This window comes from Sphingomonas suaedae (genome assembly GCF_007833215.1).
GTDB lineage: Bacteria > Pseudomonadota > Alphaproteobacteria > Sphingomonadales > Sphingomonadaceae > Sphingomonas > Sphingomonas suaedae.
The window spans coordinates 2441874-2459079 of sequence record NZ_CP042239.1; the positions used below are offsets into that span (position 1 = coordinate 2441874).

The window sequence follows — 17206 nt, forward strand, 5'->3', positions numbered from 1 at the left end:
TCATCCGGCGCGCACTTTGCGATCCGTCAAACCCGGGTACGGAACGGCGTGAAGTCGGTTCCCTCGTCGAACACGTCGACACCCTCGCGCTTTTTCAGGAACCCGACCACGGCATAGGTGACGGGGGTCAGCACAACCTCCCACAGCACCTTGAGGCCCCAATTGGTAACCATCACGATCAGCACCTGCTCGGTCGTCCACACGCCGAGAAAGGCGAGCGGGTAGAAGATCAGGCTGTCGATGCCCTGGCCGAACACGGTCGAGCCGATGGTGCGGCTCCACAGATGTTTGCCGCCGGTCCACAGCTTCATCCGCGCGAGGACGTAGGAATTGACGAACTCGCCTGCCCAAAAGGCGATCATCGACGCGCCGACGATCCGCCACACCTGCCCGAACGCAGCCTCATACACCTCCTGCCCCTCCCAGCCGGGCGCGGGGGGCATCGCCACGATCACCCAGCACATGACGGCGGCGAAGAAGGTCGCGGCAAACCCCGCCCAGATGACGCGGCGCGCGCGCGCGTAGCCGTAGATTTCGGTCAGCACGTCGCCGATGACATAGGACAAGGGGAAGAACAGGATGCCGGCGCCAAAGGTAAGGCCGCCCAGCGTCGCCACTTTGGCCGCGCCCACCACATTGGACAGGACGAGGATGACGCAGAACGCGGCCATCACATAGTCGTAGTAACGGAAATGCCCGCCTGCGACCTGCCCCGCATTGATCCGTACCGGTGCCGCCTCTTCGCCCATCGCCAACCCCGTGATAGCCCGCATGGACTATGATCGCGGTTCCCCGCCCACGCAATCCGCGCTAACGGGTCGAAACGCGCGCCCGTAGCTCAGTTGGATAGAGCACGAGCCTTCTAAGCTTGGGGCCGCAGGTTCGAATCCTGCCGGGCGCGCCATTTCTTCAATCGCAGGCCCGGCGTATCTCGGCGAGGCCGTCCTCCCAGCTCACGCGTGCGCCGTATCCCAATTCCGACTGGGCTTTTCCGATGTCGACCGTGAAATCCTTGCCGATCAGGCGCAGCATCTGGCGCGTGATCGGCGGCTCGCCCTCGAGGCGAAACGTGCGCCAGAAAAAGCCCATGCCCCCCGCCAACGCCCAGGCGATCCCAAAGGGCACCGCGCGCTCGCCGGGATCGACGCCGCGCGTCGCCAGAAGCGGCGCGATCACGCTCTTCAGCGTCCGGTCGCGCCCGTCGCTCACGAAATAGGCCTCGCCGCCGCGGCCACGGTCGGCTGCGAGCATCAATGCATGGCACAGATTGTCGACGTGACAAGTCGACATGGCCTGGCCCCCACCGCCAACCCATCGGAACCGGCCTGCGGTGACGGTGTGCGCCATCTCGTCGAGCGTCGTCATGCCCGCGCCCCAGATGAAGGGCGGACGGACCGCGATCGTTTCGAACCCCGCGCGAGACCCGTTCGCATCGAGCAGCAGCCGTTCGGCGCGCGCCTTGGATGCCGAATAGGGGGCATAACGTTTGAAGCGGAGAGGCTCCTCTTCGCGAACCGAGTGCATCGGTTCCGGCTTGCCCATCACGACCGCGGCGGCGCTCACCATCACCACCCGGCGCACCCCAGGCGTCGCGCGCGCCGCTTCGACGACCGCGCGTGTTCCTCCGACATTGATCCGCTCGAACAGCTTATTCCGACCCCATAGTTTGAAGTGGGCGGCGACGTGGAAAACGACCTCGCAACCGTGCATCCCGACCGCCAAAGCCTGCCCGTCGGTCAGATCGCCCCGTACCGGCTCAGCGCCGAGCGCAGCTACCTTGCGCAATGCGCCTTCGCTGCGTCCGAGGGCGCGAACCGACCATCCTTCGGCGACAAGCCGACCGATGAGCCGGACGCCAACAAAGCCGGAGCCTCCGGTGACGAACGCAGTACGGGATATCGTTGGGATAGGCTGTTCCATCAGGCGTTCCTTTGGCGACAACGCGGAGCCGCGTTACATCGAACAAATTTCATAATCTGTTCGTTATTGCAACACTGTCTTTTGCGATCTAGGTACGGCGGATGAACAATGCGCCGATTGCCGACGACCCAGTTCGCGCCCGCATCCTCGACGCCGCGGTCGAGCAGCTGCGCCGCTATGGCGGAGCGAAGACAAATGTCGTCGACATCGCGCGGGCGATGGGCACCTCGCACACCACGCTCTATCGCCACTTCCGCTCAAAGGCCGAGATTTTCGACGCAGTGGTCGAGCAGGCCATGCGCGATGAGGCGGCAATGGCATCCGCCTTCGTCGAGGCGGACGGCCCAGCCGCCGAGCGGCTGGAGGCGATGGTGCTGGCGCTCCAGACGCGCAAGCGCGAGCGACTGGCCGGCGATCCGGAAATCTACGCGCTCTATCGCCGGATCATGGAGGAGCGGCCAGAGATCATCGCAGCCTATGGGCGCGCCATGACCGGACTGGTCGAGCGCATCCTCGACGACGGCGTGCAGCGCGGCGAGTTCCGGATCGACGATGTCGCCACCGCCGCCGGGGTGGTGCGCGATGCGGTCACGGTGTTCGTGCACCCGGTACATGTCGAAGCCGCCATGCGAGCCGGTCTGCCGATCGAGGATATGGCCCGAGCCGTGGTGCGCACCCTGGTTAAGGCGTTCGCTGCCTGACGGGTCGGTGCGACTTGAGCTAAGTGTGCCGTAGCAGTGGAGTCTGGCTGCGACCGAACGGAAAGGTGGGCGACGCCGACGAGCGGCTTTATGGTAGCGCAAACTGCGAGATAAGCGCGTTATGTTTATCCTGCGCGGGCGCCAACCACGCCGCGCAAAGCGAAGGGTTTCGGGGGGAGGACGCGATGCCGCACTTTGGCGATTATCAGCACCAGATCTATTTCGCGGGCCTTCAGGGCGTGCTCCCAACGACCCCTGTCGATTTCGCCAGCCTTGAAAAGCGCGCCGAGGCGGCGATGGCGCCGTCGCTGCTGAACTATGTTCAGGGCGGGTGCGGGGACGAGCAGACGCAGCGGGCCAATGCCGATGCGTTTCGCCATTGGGGCATCGTGCCGCGGATGATGGTCGATTGCGCGACCCGTGACCTGTCAGTCGAACTGTTGGGAATGAAGCTCCCCTCCCCGCTGTTCATGGCCCCGGTCGGCGTGACGGGCATGTGCACGCAGGACGGGCATGGCGATATCGCCGCCGCGCGCGCAGCGGCGATGACCGGGGTGCCACTCACCGTCTCGACGCTGACCAACGATCCGCTGGAGGATGTCGCGGCGGCGATGGGCGACACGCCGGGAATGTTCCAGCTCTATACGCCCAAGGACCCCGAACTTGCGGCGAGCCTGGTCAGTCGCGCCGAGGCGGCAGGGTATAAGGCGATCGTGGTGACGCTCGACACCTGGGTCACCGGGTGGCGGCCGCGCGACCTCAACACCGCCAGCTTCCCGCAGCTGCGCGGGCATGTCCTGTCCAACTACTGGTCCGACCCGCGCTTTCAAAAGATGCTGGCCAAGCCCGTGGCTGAGGACCCGCGCGCGGCGGTGATGACCTGGGCCGCGACCTTCGGCCGCGTACTGAGCTGGGCCGACATGAAGTGGCTGCGCTCGCTGACCAAATTGCCGCTCGTCCTCAAGGGCATCTGCCACCCAGACGATGCGCGCCGCGCGATCGATGAGGGCGCCGACGGCATCTATTGCTCCAACCATGGCGGGCGTCAGGCCAATGGCGGGATCGCCGCGATCGACCTGTTGCCCGATGTCGTCGCAGCGGCGGGCGACGTGCCGGTGCTGTTCGATTCGGGCATCCGGTCGGGAAGCGATGTTGCCAAGGCGCTGGCGCTCGGCGCGACTGCGGTCGGCGTGGGCCGCCCCTATTGTTACGGCCTGGCGCTTGGCGGCGCGGAGGGCGCGGCGCATGTCCTGCGATCGATCCTGGCCGAGGCCGATCTGCTGATGGCGGTCGACGGATTTCCGAACATCGCGGCGTTGCGCGCGGCGGGAGCACGGCGGCTGCCCTAGTTCGGTTCAGCTGTGCTGAACGGCGGCGCTGGCCCGCTCCTACAATCAACCCGATTGACCAGCGTTGTCTGATAGCGCTACCAATCGAGTCGCGACCGCCCGCCAGTGGCCGGAGCAGAGATGGAGAGAGCTATGATCGGGCTTATTGCGCTTGCCGCGATGCTTGCCGCCGGACCGCAGGCGGCACCCGCCCGCACCGACAAATTGCCGGTCGGCACCTGTATCAACATCGGCAACACGTTCGAGCCGCCGGCCGAATCGGCCTGGGGCGGCAAGCCGCTGGCCGGTGACGATATGGCGATCATTGCCAAGGCGGGGTTCAAGACGGTGCGCCTGCCGGTGCGGTGGGACACCCATGCCGGGAAGGGGCCGGACTTCAAGATCGACGAAGCCTATATGAAGCGCATCCGCACCGCGGTGGAACAAGCGCGCGCGGCGGGGCTGAACGTGATCCTCAACAGCCATCATTTCGATGCGATCCACAAGGACCCGCTGGGCAGCGCGCCGCAGCTGGCGGCGATGTGGCGCCAGATCGCGGCGCGGTTCGCCGACATGCCGCGCGAGCATGTCTGGTTCGAGATCGAGAACGAGCCGCACGACAAGTTCAACCACAGCAATTTGCTCGCCGTACTCACCCCGGCCCTGAAGGCCATTCGCGAGACCAATCCCGACCGACCGGTCATCATCGGCGGCGAATTCTGGAGCGGAATCGACAGTCTGGCGACGCTGCCGCTGCCCGACGATCCCCATATCGTCCCGACCTTTCACTATTATGAGCCGTTCGACTTCACCCATCAGGGCGCGAGCTGGGTCAACCCCGCGCCGCCGCTGGGGCGAAGCTATGGCAGTGCCGAGGACGCGGAACGGCTGAAGCGCGATGTCGCGAAGATCCGCGCCTATGTCGCGCGCACCGGCAAGACGCCCTTCATGGGCGAAACCGGCGCGCATACGACCACCAGCCTCGATCAGCGCGTCGACTATCACCGCGCGGTTACCGCTGCGTTCGGCCCGCTGGACATCGGCATGTGCGCCTGGGCGTACAGCAACACCTTCCCCTTTTACGACAAGGAGAAGAAGCAATGGCTGCCGGGTCTTCGCGGTGCGATGGGGTTGCCCGAATGAAGCGCGCTCTGATCGCCGCAGTGGCGCTGGCCGCGCTCGTCCCGGGCGCTGCTCAGGCGCAGCAAGCACAGCCGACGCCGGAACTTCAGGCGCTGGACGATGCGTTGCCGGGAACCTTGATCAACGATCCGTCGCGGATGGACTGGAACTTCTACGGCACCGACCAGACGACCAGGAACGTGAAGGACCCTGCCATTCCAGGCGGGGGCGCGGCGGTGCAGGTGACCGTCGCGCGCGCCGGCGCCAATATCTATGACAGCGGCGCCAATGTGCCGATACGCACCGGGATCGTGGCCGGGCGCGACTATACCGTGGCCTTCTATGCCCGGACGCTGAAATCCGAAGCGGCGGACGGCAAGGGCCGGATCGGCGTGCGATTCCAGCAAAACGCCGCCCCCTATCCCGGCTTTGGCGATCAGACGCTGGAGGTCGGGAGCGACTGGGCGCTTTACGAGGTGACCACGCGTGCCGACAAGGCGATCCCGGCCGGGCAGGCGATCGTCGGGCTTCAGCTCGCCGGCGCCAAGCAGGTGATCGAGATCGGCCAGGCGATCATCGTCGAGGGCGCGACCAGCATCCGCACGGTCAAGCGCGTCGAGACCGCCGCCGCCCCCGACCCCGAACTTCCGCCGCAGCTGAAGGACAAGGGGCGGATGCTCAACGATCCGGCCAATCGCGACTGGGGGATCTATGGGGAGGGGCAGACGACCAAGCCCACCGTCACCAACGTCTATGGCCGGGTGGGGACGCTGTTCAGCGTATCCGCCGCGGGAAGCGCACCGCATGTCTCGGGTGCCAGCATCGCACTGAACAACGGGATCAAGGAGGGCGACATCCTGACCATCGCGGTGCTCGCCCGCACACTGTCCGCGGCGACGCCGGACGGTCATGGGCTGTTGTCGGTCCGCATCCAGAAGAACGCCGCGCCCTATGACGGTTTCCTCGACAAGCAGGTCAAGGTCGGGCCGAACTGGAGGCTCTACCAGTTTCGGACGCAGTCCGGCATGGACATCGCCGAGGGCACCGCACAGCTGACGCTGCATACCGGGGCCGCGCGCCAGGAGATCGAGATCGGACCCGTTTATGTCATCCGCGAAGAACCGGTGCTGGTGCCGGCGAACTGAAGCGCTCGCCCGGCGCGTCGATCGCGACGGTGCGGACGACCGTGCAACCTGCTAGCGAGAAGCCATGAACGCACCCGTCGCCAGCATCGTCATCGTCGGTGGGGGCACCGCCGGATGGATGGCGGCAGCTGCCGCAGCACGCTTTCTCAACGATGGCAGGCGCACCGTCACTCTGATCGAATCCGACGCGATCGGAACGGTCGGCGTCGGCGAAGCGACGATCCCGCCGATCCGCGAGTTCAACCACCGGCTGGGCATCGGCGAGCGCGACTTCATCCGCGAGACCGGCGCAACGATCAAGCTGGGTATCGAGTTCGTGAACTGGGCGCGGCAGGGCGACCACTACCTCCACCCGTTCGGCGACGTCGGCCACGACTTCGAGGGCGTCGCCTTTCACCAATTCTGGCTGAAGCACCGGATCGGCGCGCTCGAAGACTATTGGATGTCGGCGCAGATGGCGCGGCGGGACCGCTTCACCCACCCTGCCGCCGACCCGCGCTCGCCGCTGGGCGGGCTGGCCTATGCCTATCATTTCGACGCCGGACTCTATGCCGCCTTTCTGCGCCGCCGGGCCGAGGCGGGCGGCGTCCGTCGGGTCGAGGGGCGGATCGCCAGCGTCGAGCGGGATGGCGAGAGCGGCCATGTCACGGCGGTGGTGCTCGACGATGGACGGTGCGTCGCGGGCGATTTCTTTATCGATTGTTCGGGCTTTCGCAGCCTGTTGCTCGGCGACGCGCTTGGGGTCGGCTATTGCGACTGGTCGCACTGGCTGCCCTGCGACCGCGCGATCGCGGTGCCGTGCGAACGGGTCGATCCGCTGACGCCGCTGACGCGATCGACCGCGCATGGCTTTGGCTGGCAATGGCGCATCCCTCTGCAGCATCGCACCGGCAACGGGATCGTCTATGCGAGTGCGTTCGGAAGCGAGGACGACACGCGCGAGACCTTGCTCGCCAATCTCGATGCGCCCGCGACCGATGCGCCGCGCAGCCTGTCCTTCACCGCCGGGGTGCGCGAGCGTCAGTGGGAGGGAAATGTCGTTTCATTGGGGCTTTCGGCGGGGTTCATCGAGCCGCTCGAATCGACCAGCATCCATCTCATTCAGACCGGCATCGCCAAACTGATGTGGCTGTTCCCCGACCGCGACATGGGGCCGCGCGGGCGCGACGAATATAACCGGCTGATGCATGAAGCCTATGAATATGTCCGGGACTTCATCGTGCTGCACTACAAGGCGACGGAGCGCCGCGACACGGCGTTCTGGCGCCATGTCGGGGAGATGGCGATCCCGGACAGTCTTGCCGGAAAGCTGGAATTGTGGCGCGAGCGCGGGCGGGTGCGGCGCTTCGACCATGACCTGTTCGGCGTGCCGAGCTGGGTCGCGGTACTGCTAGGCCAGCGGATCGAGCCGCAGGGGCACGACCCGCTGGTCGATTCGATGGACGATGGCCGCGTCACTTCCGCGATGCGGCACATCGCCGCGACCTATGCCGAGGTGGCCGGGGAGCTTCCCGGCCATGCCGACCAGATCGCGGCGATGATCCGTTAGCTTACGGGCAGGCGATGACCTTGTCCGCCGCATTGCCGAGCGCGACGCGGGCAAGACTGAAGGTGAAGGCACCCTCGCTGCGCAGCGTGAATGGGGAAGCGACGCGGCCGAGGTTCGCGCCGCCCTTGGCAAAGCATTTGAGCGGCACGCCATAGCTGGTCCATTCGCCCGGCGCCGCCGTCTCGATCGGGGTCGCGCGCACAGCGGCATCGCCCATACGGAACTGCACCGAACCAGCAGGCTTGGCATCCACGCGCATCGTCGCGACCAGCAGGACGTCGCCATTGACCTCACGCGTCAGGTCGAGCGGCGCTTGCGTCGCGAGCGCGACATCGGCTGGGCCGGATGCGATCGCGAAGCGGCGCGCGCCTTCCTGCACCACATGGTTGACCGCCGTCACCCGCACGCGCCCGCTGGCGGCGTCCGCCGGGACCGCGGTGATCCGCGTCGAATCGCCGGTTCCGCCCAGCACCTGGAGCGACCAGGACGCCGACGGCACGCCATTGGCGAAATAGACGTTGCCGGCGTCCTCGTCCGCCACGCCCGATTCCTCGGACAGCGGCTTCCACGGCATGGCGCCGCCTGCCAGCGTCAGGCCGTGGCCGAACGGGAACAGCACCGGGCCGTCCGCGCGCGCGGTCGCGGGCCAGGCTGCGGGCAGCTTGCCGACGAAGTCATAGGGCGCGCGGCGATCTCTGCGCTGGACCAGCAGGTCGGCGATGCCCGCCCCTTCCGATCCCGGCAGCCAGGCGACGACGAACGCATCGGCGACGTTGAGCTCCGGGTTCATGAACAGCGGGCGGCCGGTGACCATCACCGCGACGACCGGGATGCCCTGCGCCTTGAGCGCCTTCATCGTCTCATACGGCTTGCGCAGTTCGGGGCGCAGCTGGAGCGTCTTGAGGTCGCCCTGAAACTCGGCATAGGGCGTCTCGCCGAACACGACGATCGCGACATCGGGCTTCTTCGCGAACTTGCCGTCGGGCGCCAGTTCGGCGCTGCCGCCAGTGGCGGTAACCGCATTCTCGAGCCCCTTCCAGATCGAGGTCGCGCCAGGGAAGTTGGCGTTGGTGACGTCGGTGCCCTGCCAGGTCAGCGTCCAGCCGCCCGACTGGCGGCCGATATCGTCCGCCGCGTCCCCGGCGACCAGCACATGCGCGCCCGCCTTCACCGGCAGCACCGATCCGCTGTTCTTGAGCAGCACCAGCGACTTGCGCACCGCGTCGCGCGCGATCGCACGGTGATCGGCATGGCCGAGCAGCGACCAGTCACCGGCATATTTGCGTGAGGAGGGCTTGCCCGCTTCGAACAGTCCCAGCCGCATCTTGACGCGCAGGATGCGCGCGACCGCATCGTCGAGGCGCGCCATCGGCACCTCGCCCGACTTCACCTGCGCCAGCAGCGAGTTCCACAGCGGCTTCCAGCTGTCGGGCGCCATGTATATGTCGAGCCCGGCGTTGATCGCCTTGGGGCAGGACGCGTTGGTGCAGCCTTCGACCTGGCCGTGTGCGTTCCAGTCGGAGACGAGGAAGCCGCCGAAATTCATGCGATCCTTGAGCACATCGGTGAGCAGCCCCTTGTGGCCCGTCATCTTGGTGCCGTTCCAGCTCGAGAAGCTGACCATCACCGTCGCCACGCCCTGCTCGATCGCGGGGATATAGGGGGCACCGTGGACGTCGCGCAGTTCCGCTTCGCTGATCCGCGCATCGCCCTGATCGCGTCCTTCATGCGTGCCGCCATCCGCGAGGAAATGCTTGGTCGATGCGATGACGTACGGACCCGACAGCAGGTTGGTGCCATTGCCCGGCCCCTGCAACCCGCGCACCATCCGCTCGACATAGGAAGCGACCAGTTTCGGGTCGGAGGAATAGCCTTCATAGGCGCGGCCCCAGCGGAAATCGCGCGGGACGGTGACGGTGGGGGCGAAGGTCCATTCCTGGCCGGTCGCGCGGATTTCCAGCGCGGTCGCCTGCGCAATTTTCTCGATCAGGTCCGGGTCGCGCATCGCGCCCAGGCCGATATTGTGCGGGAACAGCGTCGCGCCGATGATGTTGCTGTGGCCATGGACCGCGTCGGTGCCCCAGATCACCGGAATGCCGACGCGCCCGCCGCTCTTGTCGATCGACGCTTCGTAGAATTCGTCGGCGAGCTGCAGCCATTTGGGTGCGAGGGCGAAGTCGTCGCCATAGGGGCCGCTGCTGCCGCCATTGAGCACCGAACCTAGATGATAGGTACGCACATCCTCCGGCGTGACGGCGGAGATGTCGGCCTGAACCACCTGCCCGACCTTCTCCTCCACGCTCATCTTGGCGATGAGCGCCTTGATGCGCGCCTCGACAGCGTTGTCGGTCTGCTGCGGCCAGGTCGGCGACGGCCAGATCTCGGGATTGACCTTGCTCTCTTGCGCGGCGACCGGCGCGGCGAGCGCGGCGCCGAGCGCCAGAACCAACAGCTTCTTCATCAAATCCCCTCCATCATACGGATGATCTTCGTTTCGGCGACTGCGCGGGCGGTTGGATCGATGCGCTCGGGGCGCACCCCCTGGGCAAGCCACCAGCCGATCCACTCGCCCGGCGTCACCGGGTCCCAGTCGCGATAGGGCATACGCCCCCGCGCGGCAAAGCCGGTGCGCAAGTTCGCGAGATCGGGCGTCGCCAGGCCGTTCCACCGCTCGGTCGCCCAGTCCAGCAGCCGCCCGTGCGCGATGGCGGTGCGGCGATTATATTCCGCGGCCTCGCGCGGTGAGGGCTCGGCATGCGGCATGAACTCGATCGCGCGCAGGATATCGCCGTGCGCGGCAGAAAGAGCATGGCCGTCGAATGGCTCGGCCACCAGCGTAGCTTCGCCCAGCGCGATGCGGTTGCCGGCGCGCGGCGCGGGATGACGCCCCGGCGGCAAGCCGGCCCCCCGAGACAGGCGCCAGCCCCAGGGCGGGCTGCGCCACTCGACTGCCCCGGCGCCGGTCGCGATCGTCTCGCCCTCGGGCGCGCCGCTCGAGATCGGCTGGGCGACCAGCGATGGCAGGTGGGCGGACCAGTCGGTCCAGTCGTCGCCGGGCGCGGCGCAATCGAGGAGCAGGTCCGCCTCCGGCACGTCCGACGCCCGCGCGATATCCAGCGCCGCCGCCATCTCGGCGAGCAGCGCCGAATAGGCCGCCATGTCGAAACGTACTCCGAACGGTTCCGCGTCGCGCGCAGCCAGCGTCGGCCATGGCATTGTCCGGCCAGTGCGTTCGCGTTCGCTGCGCAGCCATAGCTGGTGCAGCGCGACGCCATCGACATGCGGGATCGCACCGGGCGGGGCGAGTTGGACGCCGTCGAGCTCCACCCGCCGGATCGCCACCGCGCCGGTGCGGCGGATGAACAGCGCCTGGTCCAGCCCGATCGCGCGGTGAAAGCCGTCGATCGTCAGCGTCGCCGCGCCGATCCGATCGAGCAGCGCGTTGGGACTGACGGGGCGCTCGACCAATGTGATGCGGGCAGCGGGCAGAGCGCGGCGAAAGGCGATGGCGGCCGACAGCGCGATCACGCCGCTGCCCAGGACCGCGACGCGCGCGACCGCGCTCATACGCCGCTCCAGGCGCCATGCGCGCGCAAGGCAGTTGCATGATCGGGCATTGCCGCCACACGCTGCGCGATACTGCCCGCAATCTCGTCAAGCGTGCGGGTCAGGGCCGGGGCGGTCGGATTGTCCGCGCGGGGATCGTAGCGCTCCGGCAGCTGCCCCTGCCCCAGATAGACCGCGACCCAACTGGGTTCGAGGAACAGGCCTTCTCCATATTTCTCGATCCGGCCGCTCTCGCGCCACAGCTCCAGCTTTTCGGCGAGGCTGTCTGGCACCGCCATGGTGCGGACATGGTTCCAGAAGTCCGAATCATCGCGGGTCGTCGCGTGATAATGGAGGATCAGAAAGTCGCGGACGCGGTCATATTCATAATCGACCGTGGCATTGAATGCGACGCGGTCGGCGGGGTCGATCCGGCGCTCCGGAAACAATTCGATCAGCCGCATCACCGCCATTTGCGCAAGGTGGATGCTCGTCGATTCGAGCGGTTCCAGGAAGCCGCTGGCAAGGCCGATACTGACGACATTGCCGACCCAGCTTTGGGCCCGCCGCCCGGCGCGGAAGCGCAGGATGCGCGGCTCGGCTTGTCGCGCGCCCTCGACCGCGCCCAGGATCGCGTCGCACGCCGCATCCTCCGGCAGGAAGGCGCTCGAAAAAACATAGCCATTGCCGACGCGATGCTGCAGCGGGATGCGCCAGCGCCAGCCCGCGCTCATCGCGGTGGCGCGGGTATAGGGCTCGATCGGTCCTGGCATACTCTGCGTCGGAAGCGCCGCGGCGCGGTCGCAGGGCAGCCAGTGCGACCAATCCTCCCACGCCGCGTCCATCGCCCCCCCGATCAGCAATGCGCGGAAACCCGAGCAATCGATGAACAGGTCGCCCGCAATCCGCTCGCCGCTGTCGAGCACCAGCTCCGTGACGTCGCCGCTTTCGCCGGCGCGTTCGACGCCGATGACCCGCCCCTCGGTGCGAACCGCGCCGCGCGCCTCGCTATAGCCGCGCAGCATCGGCGCCAACTTGGTCGCGTCGAACTGGTACGCCCAGCCATAGCTGGTCGCGAGAAAGTCACCATCGGCGGGGGGGAAGGCGAAACGATTGGCCCGCGCCGCCACGATGGGGAGCGAATAGTCCTCAAGGCTCCGCCGCGATCCTTCTTCCCGCGCGCGCAGCCAGTAATGGTGAAACCCGACCCCCGCCAGATCGACGCCATAGGCGCCGAACGGGTGAACATAGCGGTCGCCGATCGCACCGAAATCGCGGAAGTCGATCCCCAGCTTGAAGGTGGCGTTGGTGGCGCGCATCATCTCGGCCTCGTCGATGCCGAGCCGCTGGAGAAACGCGCGCAGGTGGGGCAGCGTCGCCTCCCCCACCCCGACGATGCCGATCTCCTCGGATTCGATCAGGCGCACGTCCGCCACGCCGGGCAGGAACCGCGCGAGGGCGGATGCGGTCATCCACCCTGCGGTTCCGCCCCCGACGATGACGACGCGCACCGGATCGATCATGGCGTTCCCGATGCCGCGTGCGGGCCGACGACCAGTCCCATGAACAGCCCGGCATGAATGGTGGCGAGCCGCGACACGTCGATGTTGCGCGCGATGCTGCGCCATGCGGTTTCGCCGACCGGGCGCCAGTCGGCCTGTGCGACGCCCTTGTCGAAGCTCAGTTTCAGCTCGACCTCGCTCGCCCCGCCACGCGGAACCGAGGCGATCGTCACGCCATTCTCCGGTTCGTCCTTTGAGATTCGGCGCCGCACGACCAGCTTGTCGCCTTCAAGCCCCACGAACATCAAGTGATTCTCGTCGGCGACCGCAAGCAACCCCGCGCGATCCGACGCCCCCTTGGGATCGAAGGCCACACGCGTCGTCCAGCTGGCCTCCGCGTGGCGCATACGCTTGCCGATATAACTCGGCTGGGCGAGCGCCCCAGCCGCGACCGGGCGTGCGTCGAGCGTCAGCGACCCATTCGCGATCCGCCACCATGGCGCGCCCTTTGGCGTGCGCAGCATCAGCCAGTCATCGGTGAGCTTCGGCGCATCGAACTCCTCGCGCCAGTCGCGCGCCTCGCCGCGCGAGGCGGGGAGTTTCGGTCGCGCGACGCTGGCGGGAAGCGGCGTGCGGGGCGGCAGGATCGATGGCCAGCCGTCCTTCCAGGTCACCGGCAGCAGGAAGGTCTCACGGCCCAGCAACGTCTCCTGCCCGCGGAACGGGCGCGTGGCGAGGAATACCGCCCACCAGCTGCCGTCGTCCAGCTTCACGAAATCGGCGTGACCGGTTGCCTGTACCGGGTTCGGGCGATCGTCGGGCAGGTCGCGCTGGGTCAGGATCGGGTTGACCGGGCCTGGCGTGTAGGGGCCGGTCAGCGTGCGCGCGCGATAGATGGTCTGCGCGTGCTGATCCGCCGTCCCGCCCTCGGCAGCCGACAGGTAATACCAGCCATCGACCTTGTAGATATGCGGCCCCTCCGCCCAGATCGGCTTGGTTGACGGGTCGACCCCCTTGTCCACCAGCAGGTGGCGCGGCCCCTTCATCTTGTAGGTCGCGAGGTCGATCTCCTGCAGCCACAAGGCCCGGTGTCCGTCATATTCGGGCTTTCCTGGTGGCGCGTCGTTGTTGACGATCCAGGCGCGGCCGTTCTCGAAATAGATCGACGGATCGATCCCGCCAAAACTGAGCCAATGTGGTCCGCTCCACGGCCCGACCGGATCCTTTGCGGTCAGCATGAAATTGTCGCTGCACCCGACGCAGGTGTTGAGGATGTAATAGGTACCGTCATGATATTCGATCGTCGGCGCGAAGACCCCGCGATCCAGCGCCAGCCCGCTAAAATCGAGCATCTCCGGACGGTCGATCGCGTTGCCGATCTGACGCCAGTTGACGAGGTCGCGGCTATGATAGACCGGAATTCCCGGGAACCAGGCAAAGGTCGATGTGACGAGGTAGAAATCCTGCCCCACCTTCACGATCGACGGGTCGGGGCGGAAGCCGGGCAGCACCGGATTCGCGAAATGCCCCGGCGGAAGCTCACGCGGCTCTGCCTCTGCCGCATAAGCGACATAGTCGAATCGTGCGCTTCCCTGCTGCGCAGCAACCGGTGCAGCAGCGATCAGCATCGACAACAGCGCGCAAAAACCCTTCATCCTGCTCCCTCTCACCTATCGTGCCGGTTCTTTCCCGATCCGCACCGCCCTTTTTCGCGGACGGCCTTGACACCTTCATAGGAGCATGATGTTAGCGCTATCAAGAAGAATGAGGACGGAGGGGTTCTGACGATGGCCGTCTCGCTTGCGGGTCTCTTGCCGGACGATTGGCACATGGGGAACTTCCTCGGCCGTATCGATCTGGGCGATGGTCCGGTACCGGTTCTGATCGCCGATGGTGCGCTGCACGACCTTACCCCCAGCAGCGCGAGCGTCTCGGGCGCGATCGAACGCGGCCACACGACCCCGCAGCATGGACGCCGCATCGCGGACCTCGACGCCCGCGACCCGCAGCTTCCCGACGGCGCGACATTGCTCGCCCCGATCGATCTTCAGTGCATCAAGGCGGCGGGCGTCACCTTCGCCGTTTCTGCGATCGAGCGGGTGATCGAAGAGCGCGCGCGCGGGGACGCCAGCCAGGCGGCGGCGATCCGCGGGCGGCTGGAGGAGCGGGTCGGCAGCGGCATCCGCGCGGTCGTCCCCGGTTCGCCCGAAGCCGCCGAACTCAAGCGCGCGCTGATCGAAGACGGCATGTGGTCGCAATATCTGGAGGTCGCGATCGGCCCGGATGCGGAAGTCTTTACCAAGTCCCCCGTTCTGTCGGGGGTGGGGCACGGCGCACCGATCGGGGTGCGATCGGATTCGAGCTGGAACAACCCCGAACCGGAAATCGTCCTTGCCGTATCGAGCCGCGGTGAAACGGTCGGGGCGATGCTGGGCAACGACGTCAATCTGCGCGATTTCGAGGGGCGTTCGGCGCTGTTGCTGGGCAAGGCCAAGGACAATACCGCGTCCTGCGCGCTGGGTCCCTTCATCCGCCTGTTCGACGACGACTTCACCATCGACGACGTGCGCAGCGCCGACGTCGGATTGACGATCGAGGGCACGGACGGCTTCCGGCTCACCGGCACCAGCCGGATGAGCGAGATCAGCCGCGACCCGCTCGACATCGCCGCCCAGGCGATGAGCGAGCATCACTATCCCGACGGGTTCGTGCTGTTCCTCGGCACGCTGTTCGCGCCGACGCAGGATCGCGATGTTGTGGGCGGCGGGTTCACGCACAAGATCGGCGATCGGGTGACCATCGCCTCGCCCCGGCTCGGCACGCTCGCCAATACGGTGACGACATCGAAAAATGCGCCCATATGGGAAATTGGAATCAGCGTTTTTGTTCGTGACCTCGTCCGTCGTGGACTCGCCGACCGGATCTGAACTCTGAATTGCAGGAATTGCGCATCATGAAGCTGACCCACCTCATCAATGGCGAGCGCGTCGCCGTCGACGCGCCGCTGGAAAGCCGCAACCCGTCCAACACCGACGAGGTCGTTGCGACCTTTGCCGCAGGCGATGCTGCAACCGTCGACCAGGCGGTTCAGGCCGCGCGTGCCGCGCAGCCCGGCTGGGCGTCCGCCTCGCCCGAAGTCCGCGCCGATCTGCTCGACAAGGTTGCCGCCACGATCATGGCGCGCGCCGCCGAGCTCGGCGAACTGCTCGCGCGTGAGGAAGGCAAGACCCGCGCCGAGGGCATGGGCGAGGTGATGCGCGCCGCGCGCATCTTCCGCTATTTCGGTGGGGAAGCGCTGCGCCGCCATGGGCTGACGCTCGAATCGACGCGGCCGGGTCTCGACGTCGCCACCTATCGCGAGGCGGTGGGCGTCGTCGGCCTGATCACCCCGTGGAACTTCCCGATCGCGATCCCCGCCTGGAAGGCCGCGCCCGCGCTCGCCTTTGGCAACACCGTCGTGATCAAGCCCGCCAATGTCACCCCGGCGGTCGCGAGCGCGCTCGCCGACATCATCCAGGAATGCGGCGCGCCTCCCGGCGTGTTCAACATGGTGCTGGGCCAGGGCGGCGTCGGCCAGGCGATCGTCGATCACCCGGGCATCGACGCGATCAGCTTCACCGGCTCGCAGGGCGTCGGCGCCAAGGTCGGCATGGGCGCGATGACGCGGCAGGCCCGCGTTCAGCTCGAGATGGGCGGCAAGAACCCGCTGGTCGTGCTCGCCGACGCCGATCTCGACAAGGCCGTGGCCATCGCGCTCGACGGCGGCTTCTTCCAGACCGGCCAGCGCTGCACCGCGTCGAGCCGGGTGATCGTCGAGGATGCGATCCATGACCGCTTCGTCGAAGCGCTCGCCGAGCGCGCGAAGGGGCTCAAGGTCGGCGCGGCGCTCGCCTCCGACACCCAGGTCGGCCCGGCATCGAGCGAGAGCCAGTTCGAGCAGAATCTCCGCTATGTCCGCCTCGCGGTCGAGGAAGGCGGCCGTCTCGCCAGCGGCGGCGCCGACCCGCTCAAGCTCGACACGCCCGGCTATTTCATGGCGCCGACGCTGATCGCGGACACCGATCCGGACATGACGATCAACCGCGAGGAAGTGTTCGGCCCCGTCGTCTCGACCGTCCGCGCGCGCGACTATGAGCACGCGCTGGAGATCGCCAACCAGGGCGAGTTCGGCCTGTCCTCCGGCATCGTCACCACCAGCCACAAATACGCGCGCGATTTTCGCAAGCGGATCCGCGCCGGCATGGTGATGGTCAATCTGCCGACCGCAGGCGTCGACTATCACGTGCCCTTCGGCGGCACGCGCAAATCCAGCTATGGCGCGCGCGAACAGGGGTTCGCGGCGGTCGAATTCTACACCACCGTCAAGACCGTCTATTCGGGGGATTGAGCTTGT

13 protein-coding genes and 1 tRNA gene are annotated in these 17206 nt (G+C 67.0%); 8 read left to right on the forward strand and 6 right to left on the reverse strand.

Features of this window, described 5'->3' with window-relative positions; translation table 11 throughout:
- Positions 1-26: 26 nt before the first annotated feature.
- Positions 27-749: a queuosine precursor transporter gene (locus tag FPZ54_RS11670; RefSeq protein ID WP_145849766.1), complete on the reverse strand. Its 723-nt coding sequence runs from the start codon at positions 747-749 to the stop codon at positions 27-29.
- Positions 750-827: 78 nt separating this feature from the next.
- On the opposite strand from FPZ54_RS11670, the gene FPZ54_RS11675 reads away from it, so the two are divergent.
- Positions 828-904, forward strand: a tRNA-Arg gene (locus FPZ54_RS11675).
- A 5-nt stretch (positions 905-909) separates the two neighbouring features.
- On the opposite strand, the gene FPZ54_RS11680 is transcribed toward FPZ54_RS11675, so the two are convergent.
- Positions 910-1920, reverse strand: a complete 1011-nt coding sequence (locus FPZ54_RS11680) for an NAD-dependent epimerase/dehydratase family protein (RefSeq protein ID WP_145847418.1) — start codon at positions 1918-1920, stop codon at positions 910-912.
- Positions 1921-2021: 101 nt separating this feature from the next.
- Here FPZ54_RS11680 and FPZ54_RS11685 point away from each other — a divergent pair, with 101 nt between their 5' ends.
- The 5 genes from FPZ54_RS11685 (at position 2022) to FPZ54_RS11705 (ending at position 7765) form a co-directional block, all read left to right on the forward strand.
- The gene (locus FPZ54_RS11685; RefSeq protein WP_145847420.1) at positions 2022-2621 is read left to right on the forward strand and encodes a TetR/AcrR family transcriptional regulator; all 600 of its coding nucleotides are present in this window, start codon (positions 2022-2024) and stop codon (positions 2619-2621) included.
- A 185-nt stretch (positions 2622-2806) separates the two neighbouring features.
- The gene (locus tag FPZ54_RS11690; protein ID WP_145847422.1) at positions 2807-3970 is read left to right on the forward strand and encodes an alpha-hydroxy-acid oxidizing protein; all 1164 of its coding nucleotides are present in this window, start codon (positions 2807-2809) and stop codon (positions 3968-3970) included.
- 132 nt (positions 3971-4102) lie between these two features.
- Entirely contained in the window at positions 4103-5092 is a 990-nt protein-coding gene (locus FPZ54_RS11695) for a glycoside hydrolase family 5 protein (protein WP_239019553.1), read from the forward strand.
- Entirely contained in the window at positions 5089-6216 is a 1128-nt protein-coding gene (locus FPZ54_RS11700; protein WP_145847423.1) for a hypothetical protein, read from the forward strand. Before FPZ54_RS11695 ends, FPZ54_RS11700 begins: the two co-directional genes overlap by 4 nt.
- A gap of 64 nt (positions 6217-6280) precedes the next feature.
- A complete protein-coding gene (locus FPZ54_RS11705; protein ID WP_145847425.1) occupies positions 6281-7765 on the forward strand; it encodes a tryptophan halogenase family protein in 1485 nt (494 codons plus the stop codon).
- A 1-nt stretch (position 7766) separates the two neighbouring features.
- On the opposite strand, the gene FPZ54_RS11710 is transcribed toward FPZ54_RS11705, so the two are convergent.
- From FPZ54_RS11710 to FPZ54_RS11725, 4 genes are read right to left on the reverse strand one after another with little or no spacing between them, the layout of a single operon-like run.
- On the reverse strand, positions 7767-10226 hold the full coding sequence (locus FPZ54_RS11710) for a glycoside hydrolase family 3 protein (protein ID WP_145847427.1): 2460 nt from the start codon (positions 10224-10226) through the stop codon (positions 7767-7769).
- Entirely contained in the window at positions 10226-11332 is a 1107-nt protein-coding gene (locus tag FPZ54_RS11715) for a tryptophan 7-halogenase (protein WP_145847429.1), read from the reverse strand. Before FPZ54_RS11715 ends, FPZ54_RS11710 begins: the two co-directional genes overlap by 1 nt.
- Positions 11329-12834, reverse strand: coding sequence for a tryptophan halogenase family protein (locus FPZ54_RS11720; protein WP_145847431.1), 1506 nt, complete (start codon positions 12832-12834; stop codon positions 11329-11331). Before FPZ54_RS11720 ends, FPZ54_RS11715 begins: the two co-directional genes overlap by 4 nt.
- Positions 12831-14468, reverse strand: coding sequence for a glycoside hydrolase family 43 protein (locus FPZ54_RS11725; RefSeq protein ID WP_145847433.1), 1638 nt, complete (start codon positions 14466-14468; stop codon positions 12831-12833). Before FPZ54_RS11725 ends, FPZ54_RS11720 begins: the two co-directional genes overlap by 4 nt.
- A gap of 132 nt (positions 14469-14600) precedes the next feature.
- Here FPZ54_RS11725 and FPZ54_RS11730 point away from each other — a divergent pair, with 132 nt between their 5' ends.
- On the forward strand, positions 14601-15740 hold the full coding sequence (locus FPZ54_RS11730) for a fumarylacetoacetate hydrolase family protein (RefSeq protein ID WP_145847435.1): 1140 nt from the start codon (positions 14601-14603) through the stop codon (positions 15738-15740).
- 26 nt (positions 15741-15766) lie between these two features.
- Positions 15767-17200: an aldehyde dehydrogenase family protein gene (locus FPZ54_RS11735; RefSeq protein ID WP_145847437.1), complete on the forward strand. Its 1434-nt coding sequence runs from the start codon at positions 15767-15769 to the stop codon at positions 17198-17200.
- Positions 17201-17206: the final 6 nt, after the last annotated feature.